The sequence below is a fragment of the Bhargavaea massiliensis genome (assembly GCF_018390575.1).
Taxonomy (GTDB): domain Bacteria; phylum Bacillota; class Bacilli; order Bacillales_A; family Planococcaceae; genus Bhargavaea; species Bhargavaea massiliensis.
The window spans coordinates 1-19,315 of sequence record NZ_JAHBCJ010000003.1; the positions used below are offsets into that span (position 1 = coordinate 1).

Here is a 19,315-nt window from a genome sequence, read left to right on the forward strand (position 1 = left end):
CGGAAGCTCACTCTCGCCTCCTCGGCGCCACCCGTGCCTCTGCCGCCGCCACCACCCCACCTACCAGCCGGCCTCTTCCGTCCTGTTGGTTCCCCGTGTTCTGCTGCCCGCCAGCCTGTTCCTGACCGTCGTCCTCCCCGCGCTTCCTTGCCGGTGGATGATGATGACCATCATCCACCGGAAAGAAAGCGCGGGGAGGACGACGTTCAGGAACAGGATGGCGGCAATCAGCAAAATGAGCGCCACCGGGATGAATGCTGAATTCTGGTTGTTGTTGTTGTTGTTCAATCACATGCACCTGCTTTTCCGCGGCCGGGCCGCGGATTTTCTTATTCCGCGAGGCCGTTCTGATAGGCGTACACCGCGGCCTGCGTGCGGTCGTCGACGCCGAGCTTCGAGAGGATGTTCGAAACATGCGTCTTGACCGTCTTGAGGGCGATGAACAGCTCGTCGGAAATGTCCTGGTTCGTCCTGCCCTTTGCGATGAGAAGCAGAATCTCCATCTCCCGCGCGGTGAGCTCGTCGTGCGGAGCGCGCTCCGTGCCGCGCATGCGCTGCATCATCTTTGTCGTCACCTCGGGCTCGAGCACCGTCCGCCCGCCGAGTGTGTCGCGGATGGCATCGGCAATGCGCGACGCCTTGGAAGTCTTCAGGATGTAGCTGGACGCGCCGGCCTCAAGCGCCGGGTACACCTTGTCGTCATCGAGGAAGCTCGTGACGACCATGATCTTCGCCTCCGGCCATGCCTTCATGATGGCGGCCGTCGCCTCCGCGCCGTTCATCTCCAGCATGACCATGTCCATCAGGATGATGTCCGGCCGCAGCCGGAGCGCGAGCTCGACCGCCTCGCGCCCGTTCGAGGCCTCGCCGACCACTTCCATGTCGGGCTGGACCTGAAGGTAGGCGGACACGCCGATCCGCACCATTTCGTGGTCATCCGCAAGCAGTACCCGGATCATTTCGTTTCCTCCGTTTCTTCCGGTTGGCCGTCCGCCTTTTCCTCTGTATGGGGAAGAGGGGCGGTTTCCGCTTTTGTTTCCGGCTGGCCGTCTTCTTCTGGACGCGTCACCGGAAGCTTCACTTCGACGATTGTTCCCTGCGACGGCACCGAGACGATCTTGCACGTGCCGCCGATTTCGACGGCGCGCTCGCGCACATTGCGCAGGCCGTAGGATCCGCTTTTGCCGTCGCCGTCGCGGAAACCGACGCCATTGTCCTGCACACGGAAAATCGCGAGGCCGTCCCGCTCGACGAACAGCACGTCGAGCTCGGTCGCCTTGGCATGGCGGAGCGTGTTTGACAGCGTTTCCTGCGCGATCCGGAACAGATGGTCCTCGGCGCCCTTGGAAAGCGGAACGTCCTCGATGCGTCCGCGGATCGTGAAGTGGACCTTTTCATCCAATTCGTGCAGGAGGCCGCGGAGTCCTTCCGACAGTGTCTTATCATTGAGCGGTGCCGGACGGAGATGGAGGAGCAGCGCCCGCATCTCGACCTGCGCCTGCTGGACGGTTTTCTCAACCTGTCCGAGCGTTCGCGACGTCGAGCCGGTCTCGGCACGTTCACGCTCCGCCATTGCGGACAACAGCATCGAGGCGGCGAACAGTTGCTGGGAGACGGAGTCGTGCAGCTCGCGGGCAAGCCGCTGGCGTTCCTGGACAAGCCGCTCCTGGACCATCTGTTCCTGGTTTTCCGCCCGCTTGTCGGAAATCTCCTTGAGCCGCTCGCGCTGGGTGGTGAGAAGGCTCTCCACTTCGCCGACCGCACGCTCGGTCGGGCGGGGAAGCTTTCGCGGCTTTTTGGCCGGAGCCGTCTCAAGCAGGCCGTACAGCCGCCGCTCGACCGCGCGGATGCTCGAGCGGACAAGGCCGGACGCCCAGAAGGCAATCAGCCAGCCCGCGGCAAATGAACCGGCCGCAATCCAAACGGCAGCCGGGAGGCCGTACCGCTCTTCTTTGATGAGAAACCACCAGTCTTCATCCGGGACGCCGAGCAGAAGGAAGAGGATTCCTGCCGAAACGGCAAGGAACAGGGTGGACAGGGCAACCCCGCGTGTGAGCAAATGCCTCATTTCCGCATCACCTCCACGTCCCCGAACCAGGTGGCAATCGTGATGATCAGCTCGGATGCCGGGGGTTCTTCCGCGCCGTAGCCATCCTTCATGTGAAGCTGTTCGTTGAACAGGCGGTTCTGGTGACGGCCGAACAGCCGGGAGTCGCCGAGAAGCGTCGTGTAGTGCACGCGGACCGGGATCTCGTACGGCACGTCGACCCGGACCTTGCCGATGCCCTGTCGGATGGAGATGAGCGATGTCCCCTTGGGAAGGACCGTCTCCGTGACATCGACGTGGATATCCCCGAACAGCCCCTGGATATGCACGTCTTCCCATTCGTAGGAGCTGAACGGGGTCGACTGGACGGAGAACAGGCGGTTTTTCAGGATGCCGTTCGGTGTCTCGGTGCGCGCTTCCCGGAGCGGCCGGGTGATTTCCTCTGCCGGCACGCCTTTCCAGAGGCTCAGGAAAATGTAGACGAGCACGCCGAACACGAGCAGCCGCAGGCTCCAGAGCGACAGCACCGCGATTCCGAGAAAGAAGACGCCCGTCCAGAGAAGCCATTTGTTGCGGTGCCGGAAACCGAAATAGGCCAGCGCGCCGCCGATAAGGACAAAGATGATGCTGCCGTCCTGGAAAAACGCCGCCTCGACAAACACGAGCAGCACAAATGCAACGAGGATAAAACGGATCTGGTCGGACGACACATGCATGGCGCGGACTCCTTTCGGGCGATTTAAGGATCAAGCGGAGCGGGCAGCCGCCCGTCCCGCTAATCTTAGGCTAATGTTAAGGGAAGGGGGAGATCCCCCTTCCCATCTTACAAAATCTTGGCGCCGATGTCCCCGTCAGACGGTCTCCTGATCGGCTTTTCCGGCGTTCTCCGCCTGTTCGATGATGGTGAGCGCGTCCAGCCGGCGCTCCATCGTGTCATGGCTGTGTTCCTTCTCGATCTTGCCGCCGAGCTGCTCGACGTACGCCTTCATTTCGGAATAAGGGGCCATACCGCTGCTTTCATCCTGGATCACCTGGTCCATGCGGCGGTGGGCGCGCGTCACATTCTCTTTGCCCATCAGCTGGAGCTGGCGCACTTTCATGTCCTTAATCTTATGTTTCATTTCTTCGTACTTGCGCTCGAGGCCGATCAGTTCGGCATCCGTCTCGGCAAGCGTGCGGTCGAGTTCGTCGACGCGGTTGCCATAAGCGCGGATTTCATCCTGGGCAAAGGCGACGAGATCGTCCACGCCCGCTTTCTCTGCAATCCCCAGCTGTCCGCGGCGTTTTTCAAGCATGGATGCCGCATCTTTTCGTTCCTTTTCCAGTTCCTCTTTCAGCTTCGCCTGCCGGTCCAGCAGACGGCCAGTCGCTTCGGTCTGTTTTTCCGCCTGGCGGAGGTATTCATTCAGAAGGGAGACGGGGTTTTTTTCTTCCTTTTTGTCCAGTAGTTCATGAAGATCGGCCTGGACGCTGTACTTGATGCGGTTAAACAGTGAATGCATAGCGATTCCTCCTCGGTGGGATCTTATTTCGTGATATTTTTCCACTCGCGCTCGAAGTTGGCGAACGGGTCACTGTCGGTTTCGAACAGGACCGCTTCACGGGCATTCCACTTCTGGTATACATACCAGAGCGCTGCGATGGCGAGCAGGCCGACAAATGCCGGGATGTTGCCGATGGCAGTCAAGAGGCCGATGATGCCGACCGCTGCCCAGCAAAAACGCGCGAAGCCGGAAGTGCTCCTCTTGTAGTAGTGGTAACCGGCATACATGATGGCGGCTGAGATGGCGAGACCGATGATCGCGCCGAGGTTGGCAAGGACGGTGATCCCTGCGATGATTCCGATGGTGATCAGCAGAAATTTCTTCAAGGTTTCCGCCTCCTTTCGTTGTTAACCTTATTGTAGGCAGGAACTCAGGTTTTCCGAACGGGCTGCGTGTTGATTTCCGTCTAGGTCTTGAGGCTGATTTTCGCTCGGACATGTATGTCCATCCGGACGCCGAATGATATGGACGTTGAGAGCGTTTTCATGATACGATTCTTTCAAGAATAGTCTTTCTATTGTGATAAAGGGGGAGAGAGAATGAGAGAAGTTGTGATTGTCGAAGGCGTGCGTACGGCAGTCGGCAGGCGCAAGGGGGCGCTTTCCGGCACCCGTCCAGATGAACTGGCGGCGGTCGTATTGGATGAACTTGTGACACGCGCGGGTGTCGGGAAGGAACAGGTGGAAGATGTGATCCTCGGCTGCGTGACACAGTCGGGCGAACAGGGAGGCAACATTGCCAGGACATCTGCACTGATCGCGGGATTCCCGATCGAGGTGCCGGGCGTCACGATCGACCGCCAGTGCGGATCAAGCCAGCAGGCGGTCCACTTCGGCGCACAGGCGATTGCCGCGGGCGACATGGACATCGTCATCGCGGGCGGCGTTGAAAGCATGACGCGCGAGCCGATGTTCTCGAATGTCGGGGACGCGAAGCCGAGCGAGAAGCTGACATCGCAATACGAAATCATCAACCAGGGGCTGTCCGCTGAACGCATCGCGGAAAAATGGGGCATGAGCCGCCGGGAGCTTGACGAATACAGTGCGAAAAGCCACGAACGCGCTTTTGCGGCGATCGGAGAAGGCCGGTTCAAGGACGAGATCGTTCCTGTGGAGACAGCGGACGGCAACTTGTTTGACACGGATGAAGGCCCGCGCGAAGGCTCGACTCCTGACGTGCTCGGAGGGCTCAAGACGGTATTCAAGGAAGACGGCGTCATCACGGCCGGCAATGCCAGCCAGATGAGCGACGGCGCCTCCGCGGTGCTCCTTATGTCCCGCGAAAAAGCGGATGAGCTTGGACTCAAGCCGAAAGCACGCATCGTCGCGCGTTCCGTTGTCGGATCCGACCCGACATTGATGCTGACGGGACCGATTGCCGCGACGGAGAAAGTATTGAAGAAAGCCGGACTGGAGATCGGGGACATGGATACGTATGAGGTGAATGAAGCGTTCGCGCCTGTTCCGCTTGCGTGGCTCAAGGAGACCGGGGGGGACCCGGAAAAGCTGAACGTGGACGGAGGCGCCATCGCGCTCGGCCACCCGCTCGGCGCGACGGGAACAAAACTGCTCGTCACACTCTTGAACCGCCTGGAGCGGACCGGCGGACGATACGGCCTGCTTGCGATCTGCGAAGGCATGGGGATGGCGAATGCTACGGTGATTGAGCGATTGGATGAAGAATGACGGGATGGCGTGAATGAGCGTTCAGTCAGAAAAAGGGGGATTCGGGATGGACATGAACAACGTAAAGGCGATCGTCACCGGCGGGGCATCGGGCCTCGGCGGCGCGACCGCAAAACGGATCATCGAAGCCGGCGGCAAGGTCGCCATCTTCGATGTGAATGAAGAAAAAGGCGCGGCGTACGCATCCGAGCTTGGGGAAGGCAGCGCCTTCTTTTATCAGACGGACGTCGCCGGCGGGGAAGCCGTCGCGTCAAACGTGGCAGCCGCGAAACAAGCAATGGGGGGGCTCAACACGGTCGTCAACTGCGCCGGCATCGGTACGCCGGGCAAGCTGATCGGCAGAAAAGGCGTCCACCCGCTGGAGCAGTTCGAGCAGGTGATCCGTGTCAACCTGACAGGCACATTCAACGTGATCCGCCTCGCCGCTGATGCCATGACGGACAACGAGCCCGGACAAGATGGCGAACGCGGTGTCATCATCAACACCGCCTCCGTCGCCGCATTCGAAGGCCAGATCGGCCAGGTCGCCTACAGCGCATCCAAAGGCGGCGTCGCCGGCATGACGCTCCCGATCGCCCGCGAACTCGCGGCGTACGGCATCCGAGTCATGACGATCGCCCCGGGCCTCATCAATACACCGATGTTCGATGGCCTGCCGGACAATGCCCGCACCGCTCTCGAACAGATGGTGCCGTTCCCGAAACGCCTCGGCCAGCCGGAAGAATACGCCCGGCTCGTCGAATCGATCGTCACAAACCGCATGCTGAACGGTACCGTCATCCGCCTGGACGGCGCCATCCGGATGCAGCCGAAGTAAGGGGCATTGGAGGGAGCGGTCGCGAAATTGGGAGTTGCGGTCGCGAACTCAAGGGTTGCGGTCGCGAATCAGCGGGTTGCCGCCGCAAAACCACCCGCTGCCGTCGCAAATCCGATCCACCCGCCCCAACCAACCCATATACAAAGAAGGGAGTGGTCGCCATGCCGCGTTATCACTGGGAGACGGAAGAGCATGATCTGTTCCGGGAGTCGCTCCGGAAGTTTCTCGAAAAAGAAGCGGTGCCGCATTATGAACAATGGGAACAGGATCACTTGATTCCGAAGTCGTTCTGGAAAAAGCTTGGGGAGCTCGGGTTCCTCTGCCCGCAGGTGGAAGAAAAGTACGGCGGGCTCGTCCTGGATTTCAGTTTTGGTGTCGTGATCGAAGAGGAAATGGAGCGGGTCGGCGCCGGGCTCACCGGTGTCGGGCTGCACAATGACATCGTCGTGCCGTACATCGAAGCGTACGGGACCGACGAACAGAAAAAACGCTACTTGCCGGGCTGCGTGAAGGGAGACTACATCACTTCAATCGCCATGACCGAACCCGGGACCGGTTCCGACCTGGCCAACATCAAGACGACAGCGATCAAAGACGGCGGCCATTACGTCGTGAACGGCCAGAAGACGTTTATCACGAACGGGATCAATACGAACTTGGCGCTGGTCGCGGTAAAGACCGATCCGAAGGCGGAGCCGAAACATCGCGGCGTGAGTTTGCTTCTTATTGAAGAAGGGACCCCCGGCTTCACGAAAGGCCGGAAACTCGACAAGGTCGGCATGTATTCACAGGACACGGCGGAGCTTTATTTCGAGGACTGCCGCGTTCCGGTTTCGAACCTGCTCGGAGAAGAAGGCAAGGGCTTCCATTACATGATGGAAAAGCTGCAGCAAGAGCGGCTCACCGTCGCAATCGGCGCCCAAACCGCGATGGAGGACATGCTCGAAATCACCATCGACTATGTCAAATCCCGCGAAGCGTTCGGCCGGCCGGTCGCCTCGTTCCAGAACACGCAGTTCAAGCTGGCGGAGCTCGCGACGGAAGCCGAACTTGGCAAGGCGTTTCTCGAGTCGCTGATTGCCGACCATCTCGCCGGCAAGGACATCGTGACGAAGGTATCGATGGCGAAGTACTGGATCACCGAAACCGCACGGAAGGCCGCGGCCGAGTGCATGCAGCTCCACGGTGGCTACGGTTATATGGAAGAATACAAGATCGCCCGCTGGTACCGCGATATCCCGGTCATGTCGATCTACGCAGGCACGAACGAAATCATGAAAACAATCATCGCGAAAAACATGGGGCTCTCAGGAGGAAAAAAGACATGACCAGCAAGAGTGAAATGCGCACTCATCCTTCCGTCCGCCCTCCAGGCGGCAGCTTCCTCGAAGGCATAAAAGTACTGGACGTGACATATTATTTGCCGGGACCCTATTCGAGTTACCGCCTCGCCGAAATGGGCGCCGATGTCACAAAGGTCGAGCCGCCCGGCGGGGAACCCGCCCGCCGCTTTGCCGGAGGGCTCATCCATGAAAAGAAAAACGCCGGCAAGACCATCGTGGAGCTTGACCTGAAGTCGGATGAAGGCCGCACGCGGATGAAGGAACTGATCAAGGAGGCTGACGTCCTGATCGAATCGTTCCGTCCCGGCACGCTCGGGCGGCTCGGCTTCGGCGAGGACGAGCTGTTCGGACTCAACCCCGGCCTCATCTATTGCTCAATGACCGGCTATGGCCTGGAAGGCAATTACGCCAAGGCCGGCAGCCACGACTTGAATTACCTGGCGCTGTCGGGCGTCCTGTCACAGCTGACCGATGAAAGCGGCCGGCCGGTCCAGCCGAAAAACACGCTGGCCGACTTTGCCGGCGGGCACTTTGTCGCGGAAGCCGTCCTTGCCGCGCTTGTCCGGAAAATGAAGACCGGGGAAGGCGCTCGTCTCGACGTCTCCATCACCGATGGGCTCACGCATTGGCAGAGCGTCCACCAGGCATTTGAGGAAGCCGGATTGTCTGACGGCGGAGTGCCCGACCTCGACGGCTCCCGCGCCCGATATGCCATCTACCCGACCGCCGACGGCCGATACGTAGCGCTCGGCGCGCTCGAGGACAAGTTCTGGCACGCCTTCTGCGACTTTGCGGGCCACCCGGAATGGAAGGAACGGGACGATGTCCATGAAGAAGTCGCCCGCTACTTCCAAGCGGAACCTCTCAGCCACTGGCTCGATGTCTCGCTCCGGACCGACTTCTGCCTGACCCCGGTTCTCCGTCCGGGCGAGCTTGAGGACCACCCGCACTGGAAGAAGCGCTGAGCGTGACGTAATCTTCAAACCCGGGGGCCTAATCTTCAAACCCGGGAGTGTAATCTTCAAACTCGAAGACCTAATCTTCAAACTCAGTCCCATGCAGCACCACCTGCAACCAGACCATCACCATCGCCAATCCGCCAAACAAAAGGAGATGGATTATATATGATGAAGACGCCGTTGCTCTTGAAGACGTTCGTGGACCGCGCGGAGCGGTATTTCCCGGACAAGGAGATCATCTCAAAGACCGCGACACAGACGCACCGCATCCCGTACCGCGAATTCGCGAAGCGCACCCGCAAGCTCGCGTCACTGCTGACTGCGCTCGGCATGGAGCGGGGGACGAAGGTCGGCTCATTTGCCTGGAACACGCACCGGCATCTGGAAGCCTACTTCGGCGTCCCGTGCGCCGGCGCGATCCTGCACATGATCAACATCCGTCTGTCGCCGGAACATATCGTCTATGTCATCAACCACGCGGAAGATGAGATTCTGCTTGTCGATGATGACCTGTTCCCGCTGATCGAAAAGCTCGCGCCACAGTTCAAGACGGTCAGGCACATCGTCGTCATGTCGGATTCGGACAAGCTTCCGGACACCGCTCTGGAAAACGTCCATTCCTATGAGGCGCTCATGGCAAAAGCGTCGGACGACTTCGAGTTCCCGGATGATCTCGACGAAAACACGCCTGCCGGGATGTGCTACACAAGCGCCACGACCGGCAATCCGAAGGGCGTCGTCTACTCCCACCGCGGGCTCGTTTTGCACAGCTACGCGCTCGGGCTGGTGGACAGTATGGGAATTTCGGAGCGGGACATCGCGCTGTCGGTCGTTCCGATGTTCCACGCAAACGCATGGGGCATGCCGTTCGCCGGTGTTTTCTTCGGTACCACACAGGTACTTCCGGGGCCGGGCGGATTCAATCCGGAGGTCCTGCTTGACCTGATCGAGCAGGAAAAAGTCACGCTCACCGCCGGCGTGCCGACCATCTGGCTTGGCGTACTGAAGGCGCTCGAAAAGAAACCGCGCGACATCAGCTCACTCCGGGCCATCGTCTGCGGCGGCTCGGCATCGCCGAAGGGCCTGATCAGGGCGTTCGAGGAAAAGTACGGCATCCCGTTCATCGTCGGCTACGGCATGACCGAAACGTCTCCGCTCGTCAGCTTGTCAAACTACACGTCTTCCGTGGAAGACCGGCCGGCGGAAGAAAAGCTCGACCTTCGCGCGTCGCAGGGCATGACCATCGCAGGAATCGACACCCGTGTGGTCAACGAACAGGGCGAAGTGCCGTGGGACGGCAAGACGATGGGCGAGCTGACCGTCCGCGGCCCGTGGATCGCGGACGAATACTACAAGGACGAGCGCACACAGGACGCCTTCCGCGACGGTTGGCTGTACACCGGCGACATCGCCGTCATGACACCGGAAGGCTATATCAAAATCACCGACCGGACCAAGGACCTGATCAAGTCGGGCGGCGAGTGGATCTCCTCGGTCGACTTGGAAAACGCCCTCATGACCCATGAAGACGTCTTCGAAGCTGCCGTCATCGCCGTCCCGCACGAAAAGTGGCTCGAGCGCCCGCTCGCCTGCGTTGTCCTGAAAGACGGAATCGGCCGGACCGATGAGAAAAAGCAGGAGCTTCTCGACTACCTCGAAGGCCAATTCGCCAAATGGTGGGTCCCGGACAACGTCGTCTTCATCGACGAAATCCCGAAAACCTCCGTCGGCAAGTTCCTCAAGGCGAAACTGCGCGAACAGCTGGGGCAGACGGTGTAAAGGGAGGAATAATAACTGGATACACAAGAATTTTTGCGAAAACTGAAATACACACTCGAAAAACAGATTGGTTGTTCCACCAAAACAACCGCATTAAAAGGCGCAGGCTTCACGTTTCGTAATCGCCATGGTTACAAATGGGGACAAGCAGATGCGCTGAAAAGGGGAAAGATCCGACTTGTCTTTGACTTAAAACCAGAGAGCTTGGATCTGGACGAGTTTAAGGAACGAACAAATCTCGATGAAACCCCTAAACGTACAACTACGCCCGGTTACAGACACAAGGCAGGGCCAGATATGGAACAACTTATTGTCTTCCTGGATGAGTCATATCTGCAGCAACGTCCGGTAGTGGCAGACAAGGTACTTGATTATGCAGAAGTCTTTGCAGGAGAGTCAGAGTTTAAGATCAAGTCTAGTGGTCCGTAATACCAAGGAGCCAACGAAAACTCTCACCACTCTTAAACGCGGATATCTACTTAACCGAGGAACAAAACCGGGCGATGCCCGGTTTTTCCATTTCTTGAAAATGCAATCAGAGGAGGGGGTTGGTTTTTATTTTCTGTAGATTTCGTATTGACCGCCTACTCTTATTCACTTATATTTATACTTATTCAAAATTCGACAGTCTTCGACCTCAAGGAGTGACAGCACGTGGCCGACATCGCAGAAACCACTACCCGAAAAAAACGATTTAAATTCGAAGTTCCCCATCCATTTGCCATACTATTCGCAGTTATCCTGCTGACGGCACTCAGTACCTACCTGATTCCTGCAGGCGAGTATGAACGTACGACAAACGAAGAAGGGCAGACCCTGGTCGTGGAAGGCTCCTATCAGCAGATTGAATCCAGCCCGGCCGGATTTATGGACATCTTCAAGGCGATCCATGCCGGCCTCACGACCAGCGCCGGTATCGTCTTCTTTATTTTCATCGTCGGCGGGGCGTTTAACGTCTTCAAGGAAACGAAAGCGATCGAAGGCGCATTCGGCTCCGTCTCCGGCAAGCTGGAGGGCAGGGAGATGCTGATGATCCCGGTGTTCATGATGTTCTTCGCCATCGGGGGCGCGACGATCGGCATGTTCGAAGAAGCCCTGCCGTTTATCCTGATCCTGGTGCCGCTCGCGATGATGATGGGCTTTGACTCCATGACCGGTGCCGCAGTGGTCATCGTCGGGGTTGCCACCGGGTTCACCGCAGCGTTCATGAACCCGTTCACGGTCGGCGTGGCACAGGGCATTGCCGAGCTCCCGACCTTCTCGGGCATGGGTCCGCGGATTTTCTTCTGGTTCTTCTATGTGACGGTATCAATCCTCTTCGTCATGCGCTATGCCGCCAAGGTAAAGAAGAACCCGGAGCTGAGCGTGACGTTTGAAGAAGACAAAAAACGCAATGTAGACAAGGCCGCCGTCATGGAGATGAAGCTGACCCGCAAACAGGGCATCACGCTCCTGATCCTGCTTGCCACATTCATCACCCTGGCATTCGGTGTCATCAAGTACGGCTGGTACATTCAGGAGATTTCCGCACTGTTCGTCATCATGGCGATCGTGATCGGCATCGTGAACCGAATGGGAATCAACGGGACGACGATGGCATTCGTCCGGGGATGCGAGGAGCTGATCGTAGGCGCCCTCGTCGTCGGGTTTGCCTACGGTGCCGTCACGCTTCTTGAAAACAGCAATACGATCGACACGATTCTCTACGGCATATCCGGACTCGTCTCGGAGCTGCCGACCGTGCTGGCCGCGGGTGCCATGTTTGTCGTCCAGGCGTTCATGAATCTCATCGTCGCATCCGGAAGCGGCCAGGCCGCATTGACGATGCCGCTCATGACGCCGCTTGGCGATCTGCTTGGCGTCAGCCGCCAGACGGTGGTCCTCGCATTCCAGATGGGCGACGGCATCACGAACATCTTCTCACCGACGAACGGGCTTTTGTTCGCGGCACTCGCCATGGCAGGTATTTCGATCACGAAATGGTTCAAGTGGATGGCTCCGCTGTTTGCCATCCAATTCGTCATGGCGATCATCATTGTCACGATCGCCCATCTGTTTATCTGGCCCGCTTGACATTGAAAAGCGGTGAGAACTATAGGAGTATATCAACGAGGAGTGAATCCATTGATTAACCAATTATATGAACGTTACGAGCAGCTTCAGGAAGAGCTGGTCGCCATCCGCCGCGACCTTCATATGCATCCGGAAGTCGGACACACCGAGGAGCGGACACCGGCGTTTGTCGCCGAGTATCTCCGGAATCTCGGCATCGAGGTCCGCACGGGCGTCGGCGGCCGCGGGGTCGTCGGGACGCTCAAGGGCGGGAAGCCGGGACGGACGGTTGCCCTGCGGGCGGACTTTGACGCGCTGCCGATCCAGGATGAAAAAGAGGTCCCGTACAAGTCGACAGTGCCTGGCGTCATGCACGCCTGCGGCCACGACCTCCATACGGCGACGCTGCTCGGTGTAGCCAAGGTGCTTTCCGAAGTCCGTGATGAGCTTTCCGGCACGGTCGTCTTCCTGCACCAGCACGCGGAGGAGACGACGCCTGGGGGCGCTGACTTTATGATTCAGGACGGCTGCCTCGACGGGGTGGATGTGATTTACGGAGCGCACGTCATGTCTGATGAGCCCCTCGGCACCGTCGGGGTGATGGAAGGCTACGCCTCTTCTGCCCAGGACGATTTTGAAATCACGATTTTGGGCAAAGGCGGCCATGGAGCGGCGCCGCACACGACGATCGATCCGCTCGTGACCGGCAGCCAGCTGGTCGTCAACTTCCAGCAGATCCTCAGCCGCCGCGTGAATCCGATGCGCTCGGGCGTCATCACGGTCGGCTCGTTCCAGAGCGGTGAAGCGACAAATGTCATTCCGGACAAAGCGGTCCTGAAAGGCACGGTCCGAACCTATGATCCTGAAGTGCGCGACCTGATTGAGGAAGCGATGGAACGGCTGACCAGGACGACGTGTGAAGGAAACGGTGCCGGCTATGAGTTCAGCCATGTCCGCGACTGCCCGTCGATTTATAACGACGCGGAGGAAACAAAGCGGGTCGCCAAAGTGGCGGCTTCCATCTTCGGCGCTGAAAATGTCCGGTATGTCGAGCCGATGTCCGGCAGCGAAGACTTCGCCTACTACACACAGCATGTGAAGGGCACCTACTTTATCGCAGGCGGGGGCAACCCGGAAATCGGCGCCGAGTACCCGCACCATCATCCGAAGTTCAATGTCGACGAACGCTCGATCCAGTACATCGGAAAAACCTTTATCGGAGCCGTACTCGACTTTCTTGGGGATGCCGCTTTAGAAGAAAATAGCAAAGAGATCCATGCATAAGGAATCGGGCCCCGGCCCGATTTTTTTTCGTATGGTTGAAATAATATTCTGAGGGGAACCAGTGGTACAATCAGGAAAAAGGGGGAATCGCCATGCCGGCTGATATTTCAGGCAAGGATGCGGTGATGCGTGCGCTGACCGTCTACAACGACGGGTTCGCGCTGGTCAAGGAAACGAGGAAGCTGCCGGAGTTTCCGGCGGATGGGGTATTGCGTTATCTGGACGTCGCGCAGCGGATTGAGACGGAGTCGATTCTCGTAGAGGGGCTCGATATCCGGGAGATGAATTACGAATATGACCTCGTGGACAAGAATAAATTGTTGGAGAAGTATATCGGGAAAGAGCTCACGATTATCGACCCGGAGTCCGGCAAACGGTCCCGTTACCGGCTTTTGAGCATCGCGAACGGGATGGTTGTGGAGGATCTGGAGACGGGCGAAATCGTCCTTGATCCGAAAGGGCAGGTCCGCCTGCCGGAGCTGCCGGGCGGGCTCATTTTGACGCCGGCGCTTGTCTGGCATGCGGAGCCGCCCGCTTCGGACGAGGCCCGCGTCAGCTATCTGACACAGGGGATGTCGTGGGAGACGGACTATGTCATCGCGCTGCCCGCTGAATCGGGGGGCGAGGAGACGTTCAGTCTGACCGGCTGGATGACGCTCCGGAACGAGTCGGGGATGACGTACGAAGATGCGGTGCTCCGGGTGCTTGCCGGTGAGGTCCACCGGGCGGAAGAGCCGGAACCGTATGTGGTCTACAGCGCCATCCAGGAGCGCGGCATGCCGGAACCCGAATCGTTCGCTGATTATCATCTTTATACGATCCCGGGCACCGTCACGATCAAGGACCGCCAGCAAAAGCAGGTCCGGCTGATCGGAGCGGAGGGGGCGAGGGGCCGCACCATCTATGAAGCGGGCCCGTATGACCGCAATCCGGCCATCTACTTTGATTTTGACAACACCGGAGAAGCCGGCCTCGGATTCCCGCTGCCGCAAGGGACGGTGAAGTTCTACCGGAACAACCCGGCAGACGGAACGGCGGAATTCGTGGGAGAAGACCGGATCGGGCACACCGCCAAGGGAGAGCGGGTCCGCCTCCGCCTCGGCAGCGCATTCGACATCACCGTGGATTCCGGGCGCACGGCCTCGAGAAAAGAGGGCCGTTACGACTTTGAATCCTACATGTACAACATCCGCAACGCAAAGGACGTACCAGTCACGGTCATCGTCCGGCACCCGGTCCATGATCGCCACTGGGACATCGCCGAGTCGGATCTTCCGGCGGAGCGGGAGTTCGGCGACGTCCTGATCCCCGTTACGGTGCCGGCAAATTCCGAGGAAACTGTCCATTTCACGCTCCGGATCGACCGGTCGATCACCATCGCCGGGGAAGAAGAATAACCGGGAACCTTCCATGGCCCGCTGCGTCTTTATGAACTCCGGAAGTGCGCCCCGCGCCGCCTGCAGGCCGTCCGGCCAAAGCGGCGCACGGCCCGTCTTCCCAAAAACAGGGTTGTCTAGTAAACTGTCTAAAGGCTAAAATTTGGAGGATACAGATGGAGAATTGGATCACGGGCGTCATGGAGCAGTTCGGGTATGCCGGTGTGTTTGTGCTGATCATGCTGGAGAATGTGTTCCCGCCGATTCCGTCCGAGGTGATCCTGACGTTTGGCGGGTTCATGACGACGGCCAGTTCGCTCACGAAAATCGGGGTGATCGCGGCCGCGACGGCGGGTTCCGTCGCGGGCGCTGTTATTCTGTATGGCATCGGGCTGCTGCTTGATGTGGAGCGGCTCGGGAAGATCGTGGATCGCTGGGGCAGAGTGCTCCGCCTGACCCGCGACGACATCCATAAGGCGGATGCGTGGTTCGACAAGTACGGGCCGTGGACGGTGTTTTTCTGCCGGCTCGTGCCGCTGATCCGGAGCCTGATTTCGCTCCCGGCGGGGATGTCGAACATGAATTTCCTTTTGTTCCTCCTCCTCACGACACTCGGCAGCCTGATCTGGAATACCGTCCTCGTCTCGCTCGGAGCGGCTGTCGGGGACAACTGGGAAAGAATCGTAGAGTATATGGATGTTTATTCCAATGTCGCGTATGCGATCATCGCTGTGCTGGGGATTGCGGCAATCGTCTGGTACATCAACTTCAGAAGAAAGCGGGCTTAATGAAATATGGATTGGTTTGACCTGTTAAAAGCAATCATTTTGGGCTTCGTCGAAGGGATGACGGAGTTTGCGCCGGTTTCCTCGACCGGCCACCTGATCATCGTCGACGACATGTGGCTAAAGACGGAGGAGTTCCTCGGGAAGTACCCGGCGAACACGTTCAAGATCGTCATCCAGCTCGGATCGATCCTGGCCGTCGTCTTCGTATTCTGGAAGCGCCTGTTCAGCCTGATCGGGCTGTACCAGGTGGAAACGCGCGAAGGCGGAAGCACACGGTTCAACCTGATGCACGTCATCATCGGCATGCTGCCGGCGGTCGTGCTCGGCTTCGCATTCAAGGACTTTATCGACGACCACCTGTTCAGCGTGGAGACCGTCATCTGGGCGCTCGTCGCCGGAGCGATCCTCATGATCGCGGCCGATAAATTCGGCCCGAAAACTCCGCGAGTCACGTCGCTTGACCAGCTGACATATAAACAGGCCTTCTCGATTGGCCTCGTCCAGTGCCTCTCGCTATGGCCGGGCTTCTCGCGCTCCGGCGCGACCATCTCCGGCGGCGTCCTGTTCGGACTGAACCATAAAACAGCCGCCGACTTCACCTTCATCATGGCCGTCCCGATCATGGCCGGCGCGAGCCTCGTCTCCGTCGTGAAAAACATGGACATGATGTCGATGGACTACCTGTCGTTCTACATCGTCGGCTTCGTGAGCGCGTTCGTCTTCGCCCTCCTGTCGATCAAATTCTTCCTCAAACTCATCGACCGCATCAAACTCACCCCATTCGCCATCTACCGCCTCGTCATCGCCGCGGTCCTGGCATGGATTGTGTGGATGTGAGGTGAATGTGAAAACCCCGCTTCGGCGGGGTTTTTGTGTGGGCAGTGGCGTATCGAGACATTCAGGGGCGGTATCGAGACATTCAGGCGCGGTATTGAGACATTCATAGGTTGTATCGAGACATTCGCGGGCACTATCGAGACATTCACCACTCAAAGAGATTAAGTTGTCGATAGTCGATCTCATAATAAGTCGACCGGGCGTTCCCCTTTCTCATGAGCGGGAGCCGATTAAGCACCCGTACCCCGGTTCTCCTTGAGCACTGAAAAATCAAGCAGAATTGCTTTACTGTAATGGTTTTGCTACGCAGCAGAAACCAGGTCAACAAGGTTTTTACATACGGATCTTTGATAACCAGCTCACAAGGGCGGCACGACCAAGTCATCTCGGACGTCTTATCAAGAAGGTTGCCGCAGTCGCACCTGGGGCCCCAGTCAAACTTTTCAGATTCAAACCCATATTTCCCGAACAGGGGAAACGGAATGTAGGGAGAAAGGCTTGAACGGATCGTGTTGGCCAGCACTTCCACTTCATGCACACTTATGACGGGGGTGAATTGCAAAGATTTTGCAATGAAACCACGCAATTCACGGAGTTTGATGACCGGGAGCCCTTGTGGAATTGTTTCGATGATCGGATTGGTTGTGAAGACGACCGAACCGCCGATCGGAATGAAAAATCCCCTCATCCGGAGCCACGTTTCCAAGCTTGCCCGCTGGTCCTCGAATTGGGCGGCGGGACAGTCCATGGAAAGGATGATCTTGCCGTCCTCCACTTTCTCAAGTTGCGCAGGATTTCGGACGAAGCGCAAGCGGCCTGCAACTTGTTTGGTTTCAAAAATCAGAATGATGGCAGGCGTCAGGACTAGTGCATCCATCTGGATGGTTACACCCGGGATGATCTCTAAGCTGATGTCGGACAGAACCAAACAGTCATTCGGCAACCCAGATGAACGGATCACTTCCATAACCCGCTCCTCACCCGCCTGGCCGGCCTTGCGGTTTTTCTGCTGCGTCTCCAGTTCGTTCCGTTTCGGCTCCCAGACCGGAAGCAGGCATAGCAAGCGATCGTGTGCAAATACGTTCCAGTAAGTCGCCCCTTTTATCGTGATTTCCCCCACCGTCCCTCTTATTTTCACTCACCATACCACGGAATTTCCAAGCCTGAAAGAGGGGCGGAAACCGCTATGCGGCGAGGGTTTGGCCGTTTTTCAATTTTGCGCAGCTAAAGGAGTCCAGGATTCGATTTTGCCCATGTAAAATGAGCGGTTGGACCCATGCGATATTTATTTCGAACTACGAAATGACTCGCCGATTCAGCCTATCGGATCACCCCGCCACCACTCCGTTCGGCACTTCTTTTCCCAACGATTCGACAGCGCTCTGTATCTATATGACTGAAAATTGGAACAAGTATTGAGCGATTCTGCGAACCTTGCTATGCTGGCGTTGAACTTATTTTGAAGGAGTGTGGGGATAGATGAAGAAGTGGGTTGGCGTGACGGCGGCGATCGCCATGGCGGCAGGGATTGCCCTGCCTGCAGCACCGGGGGAGACGCTTGCGAAGGAAGAGTCTCATCATGAGTTTTCAATCAAGGGGTTCACCGATTATGCGGAGCTGACGAAAAAGCTCCAGCAGATCGAGCAGACGAGCAAGGGGCTGGTTTCGGTTGACGTGGCGGGTCAGTCGAACCAGGGCCGCGATATCTATACGGCACGAGTCGGTTCCGGGGACAAAGTCGTCCTCATCCAAAGTGAAATCCACGGCAATGAAAAGACCGGGACCGATGCGATCCTGAATCTCCTGAAGACGGTGTCGGGTAGCTCGCCTTATGCCGAGCAGCTCCGTGAAGAGATCACGTTCGTCTTCATGCCGATGATGAACCCGGATGCATCAGAAGGGGACAAGCGCCGCAACACGATGACGTGGGCGGACGTGGTCGAGGACTTCCCTCAGCTCAGCGGAGCACAGCCGTCGTGGAACTACCTGGACGACCGCGTCCAGCAAAACTATGACTACAGCAAAAACCCCGGCTTCGACGTGAACCGTGACTTCAACCCGGATCTCGACTACGTGCCGCAGCCGGAGGACTTCCCGGGAAGCTCGTCCGACCCGGGCTGGTTCATCACACCTGAATCGCAGACGTCGCGTGACGTATACAAGTCGCTCGTCGAAGAGTTCGGTAAAGTCGACGTCTTCATCGACCTGCACCACCAGGGGGTCTACTACGTCGAGGGTACGTCCGACGAAGTGACGCTGTCGCTGTCGGCGCAGTTTGTCCCGGACCCGTCGAGCCCTGAAGGCGCGGATTACGCCGAGTATGCGGACACGTACAACTACGATTTCTCGCGCCAGCTGAACGTCGCCGCCTATGATGCACTCCAGGCCAAGGGCAATTCGATCTTCAACAACATCACGCTTTACTCGCAGGGGCTTGACCTGCCCGGCACGGCGCTCGGCTCGTATGCGCTGAACGGCAGCGGCACCGTCCTGTTTGAAGTGACCGGCCAGACCCAGTCGTTCGGCCAGAAAAAGCGCGGCCAGCTCGTGAAGGCAGTAGAGACCGGCCTTCTCGGCATCGTGAATGCTGTCGCCGACGGATCCGTCCATGACCTGGACCCTGAAGATTACGAGGATATCCCGCTGACTGCTTACCGCCCGGCGGAATAATAGAGATGAGGGAAGCCCGGCAGCCGCCGGGCTCCTTTTTTCCTTCAGACAGGACAACAGGAGAGGGAAAAAGGCCCATCTTTTCTTTCCAAAAGGGTTCGTAAAGACCCTCAGGACAGGTCCGGAAACCCGTC

General features: G+C 58.2%; 19 protein-coding genes. 12 read left to right on the forward strand and 7 right to left on the reverse strand.

Features of this window, described 5'->3' with window-relative positions:
• Positions 1–60: 60 nt before the first annotated feature.
• From KHA84_RS04930 to KHA84_RS04955, 6 genes are all read right to left on the reverse strand, one after another.
• Complete coding sequence (locus tag KHA84_RS04930; protein ID WP_213422423.1) at positions 61–288, reverse strand: hypothetical protein; 228 nt, start codon at positions 286–288, stop codon at positions 61–63.
• A 41-nt stretch (positions 289–329) separates the two neighbouring features.
• Positions 330–959 carry a response regulator gene (locus KHA84_RS04935; protein ID WP_213422424.1) on the reverse strand — a complete coding sequence of 210 codons (630 nt, stop codon included), beginning with the start codon at positions 957–959 and terminating at the stop codon, positions 330–332.
• Positions 956–2,068 carry a sensor histidine kinase gene (locus tag KHA84_RS04940; RefSeq protein ID WP_213422425.1) on the reverse strand — a complete coding sequence of 371 codons (1,113 nt, stop codon included), beginning with the start codon at positions 2,066–2,068 and terminating at the stop codon, positions 956–958. The genes KHA84_RS04935 and KHA84_RS04940 overlap by 4 nt, the downstream gene beginning before the upstream one ends.
• The gene (liaF, locus tag KHA84_RS04945; RefSeq protein WP_213422426.1) at positions 2,065–2,763 is read right to left on the reverse strand and encodes a cell wall-active antibiotics response protein LiaF; all 699 of its coding nucleotides are present in this window, start codon (positions 2,761–2,763) and stop codon (positions 2,065–2,067) included. The genes KHA84_RS04940 and liaF overlap by 4 nt, the downstream gene beginning before the upstream one ends.
• Before the next feature lie 135 nt (positions 2,764–2,898).
• Entirely contained in the window at positions 2,899–3,549 is a 651-nt protein-coding gene (locus tag KHA84_RS04950) for a PspA/IM30 family protein (RefSeq protein ID WP_213422427.1), read from the reverse strand.
• Positions 3,550–3,572: 23 nt separating this feature from the next.
• Entirely contained in the window at positions 3,573–3,917 is a 345-nt protein-coding gene (locus tag KHA84_RS04955) for a lmo0954 family membrane protein (protein WP_213422428.1), read from the reverse strand.
• Positions 3,918–4,130: 213 nt separating this feature from the next.
• On the opposite strand from KHA84_RS04955, the gene KHA84_RS04960 reads away from it, so the two are divergent.
• From KHA84_RS04960 to KHA84_RS05010, 11 genes are all read left to right on the forward strand, one after another.
• Entirely contained in the window at positions 4,131–5,276 is a 1,146-nt protein-coding gene (locus KHA84_RS04960) for a thiolase family protein (RefSeq protein ID WP_213422429.1), read from the forward strand.
• A 46-nt stretch (positions 5,277–5,322) separates the two neighbouring features.
• On the forward strand, positions 5,323–6,093 hold the full coding sequence (locus KHA84_RS04965; protein ID WP_213422430.1) for a 3-hydroxyacyl-CoA dehydrogenase: 771 nt from the start codon (positions 5,323–5,325) through the stop codon (positions 6,091–6,093).
• 161 nt (positions 6,094–6,254) lie between these two features.
• The gene (locus tag KHA84_RS04970; RefSeq protein WP_213422431.1) at positions 6,255–7,421 is read left to right on the forward strand and encodes an acyl-CoA dehydrogenase family protein; all 1,167 of its coding nucleotides are present in this window, start codon (positions 6,255–6,257) and stop codon (positions 7,419–7,421) included.
• Positions 7,418–8,401: a CaiB/BaiF CoA transferase family protein gene (locus tag KHA84_RS04975; protein ID WP_213422432.1), complete on the forward strand. Its 984-nt coding sequence runs from the start codon at positions 7,418–7,420 to the stop codon at positions 8,399–8,401. Before KHA84_RS04970 ends, KHA84_RS04975 begins: the two co-directional genes overlap by 4 nt.
• A 159-nt stretch (positions 8,402–8,560) precedes the next feature.
• Positions 8,561–10,174 (forward strand): long-chain fatty acid--CoA ligase, encoded by a 1,614-nt coding sequence (locus KHA84_RS04980; RefSeq protein ID WP_213422433.1) that lies wholly within the window; start codon positions 8,561–8,563, stop codon positions 10,172–10,174.
• A 33-nt stretch (positions 10,175–10,207) separates the two neighbouring features.
• Positions 10,208–10,603, forward strand: coding sequence for a hypothetical protein (locus KHA84_RS04985; RefSeq protein WP_213422434.1), 396 nt, complete (start codon positions 10,208–10,210; stop codon positions 10,601–10,603).
• Between the two features lie 225 nt (positions 10,604–10,828).
• Positions 10,829–12,247 carry a YfcC family protein gene (locus KHA84_RS04990; protein ID WP_213422435.1) on the forward strand — a complete coding sequence of 473 codons (1,419 nt, stop codon included), beginning with the start codon at positions 10,829–10,831 and terminating at the stop codon, positions 12,245–12,247.
• Positions 12,248–12,298: 51 nt separating this feature from the next.
• Positions 12,299–13,510: a M20 metallopeptidase family protein gene (locus tag KHA84_RS04995; RefSeq protein WP_213422436.1), complete on the forward strand. Its 1,212-nt coding sequence runs from the start codon at positions 12,299–12,301 to the stop codon at positions 13,508–13,510.
• Positions 13,511–13,602: 92 nt separating this feature from the next.
• Complete coding sequence (locus KHA84_RS05000; RefSeq protein ID WP_213422437.1) at positions 13,603–14,907, forward strand: DUF4139 domain-containing protein; 1,305 nt, start codon at positions 13,603–13,605, stop codon at positions 14,905–14,907.
• Between the two features lie 155 nt (positions 14,908–15,062).
• Entirely contained in the window at positions 15,063–15,674 is a 612-nt protein-coding gene (locus tag KHA84_RS05005) for a DedA family protein (protein WP_213422438.1), read from the forward strand.
• A 6-nt stretch (positions 15,675–15,680) separates the two neighbouring features.
• Entirely contained in the window at positions 15,681–16,511 is an 831-nt protein-coding gene (locus tag KHA84_RS05010; RefSeq protein WP_213422439.1) for an undecaprenyl-diphosphate phosphatase, read from the forward strand.
• A 145-nt stretch (positions 16,512–16,656) separates the two neighbouring features.
• On the opposite strand, the gene KHA84_RS05015 is transcribed toward KHA84_RS05010, so the two are convergent.
• Positions 16,657–17,649 (reverse strand): nuclease-related domain-containing protein, encoded by a 993-nt coding sequence (locus tag KHA84_RS05015; RefSeq protein ID WP_336511092.1) that lies wholly within the window; start codon positions 17,647–17,649, stop codon positions 16,657–16,659.
• Between the two features lie 341 nt (positions 17,650–17,990).
• Between KHA84_RS05015 and KHA84_RS05020 the strand changes: the two genes are divergently transcribed.
• Positions 17,991–19,181, forward strand: a complete 1,191-nt coding sequence (locus tag KHA84_RS05020; protein WP_213422441.1) for a M14 family zinc carboxypeptidase — start codon at positions 17,991–17,993, stop codon at positions 19,179–19,181.
• The last annotated feature ends 134 nt before the right edge of the window (positions 19,182–19,315 follow it).

Bases quoted from the DNA above. Each gene is read 5' to 3' on its own strand.
- KHA84_RS04935 (WP_213422424.1), bottom strand. From the start codon at position 959: ATGATCCGGGTACTGCTTGCGGATGACCACGAAATGGTGCGGATCGGC.
- KHA84_RS04940 (WP_213422425.1), bottom strand. From the start codon at position 2,068: ATGAGGCATTTGCTCACACGCGGGGTTGCCCTGTCCACCCTGTTCCTT.
- liaF (WP_213422426.1), bottom strand. From the start codon at position 2,763: ATGCATGTGTCGTCCGACCAGATCCGTTTTATCCTCGTTGCATTTGTG.
- KHA84_RS04950 (WP_213422427.1), bottom strand. From the start codon at position 3,549: ATGCATTCACTGTTTAACCGCATCAAGTACAGCGTCCAGGCCGATCTT.
- KHA84_RS04960 (WP_213422429.1), top strand. From the start codon at position 4,131: ATGAGAGAAGTTGTGATTGTCGAAGGCGTGCGTACGGCAGTCGGCAGG.
- KHA84_RS04965 (WP_213422430.1), top strand. From the start codon at position 5,323: ATGGACATGAACAACGTAAAGGCGATCGTCACCGGCGGGGCATCGGGC.
- KHA84_RS04970 (WP_213422431.1), top strand. From the start codon at position 6,255: ATGCCGCGTTATCACTGGGAGACGGAAGAGCATGATCTGTTCCGGGAG.
- KHA84_RS04975 (WP_213422432.1), top strand. From the start codon at position 7,418: ATGACCAGCAAGAGTGAAATGCGCACTCATCCTTCCGTCCGCCCTCCA.
- KHA84_RS04980 (WP_213422433.1), top strand. From the start codon at position 8,561: ATGATGAAGACGCCGTTGCTCTTGAAGACGTTCGTGGACCGCGCGGAG.
- KHA84_RS05000 (WP_213422437.1), top strand. From the start codon at position 13,603: ATGCCGGCTGATATTTCAGGCAAGGATGCGGTGATGCGTGCGCTGACC.
- KHA84_RS05005 (WP_213422438.1), top strand. From the start codon at position 15,063: ATGGAGAATTGGATCACGGGCGTCATGGAGCAGTTCGGGTATGCCGGT.
- KHA84_RS05010 (WP_213422439.1), top strand. From the start codon at position 15,681: ATGGATTGGTTTGACCTGTTAAAAGCAATCATTTTGGGCTTCGTCGAA.
- KHA84_RS05020 (WP_213422441.1), top strand. From the start codon at position 17,991: ATGAAGAAGTGGGTTGGCGTGACGGCGGCGATCGCCATGGCGGCAGGG.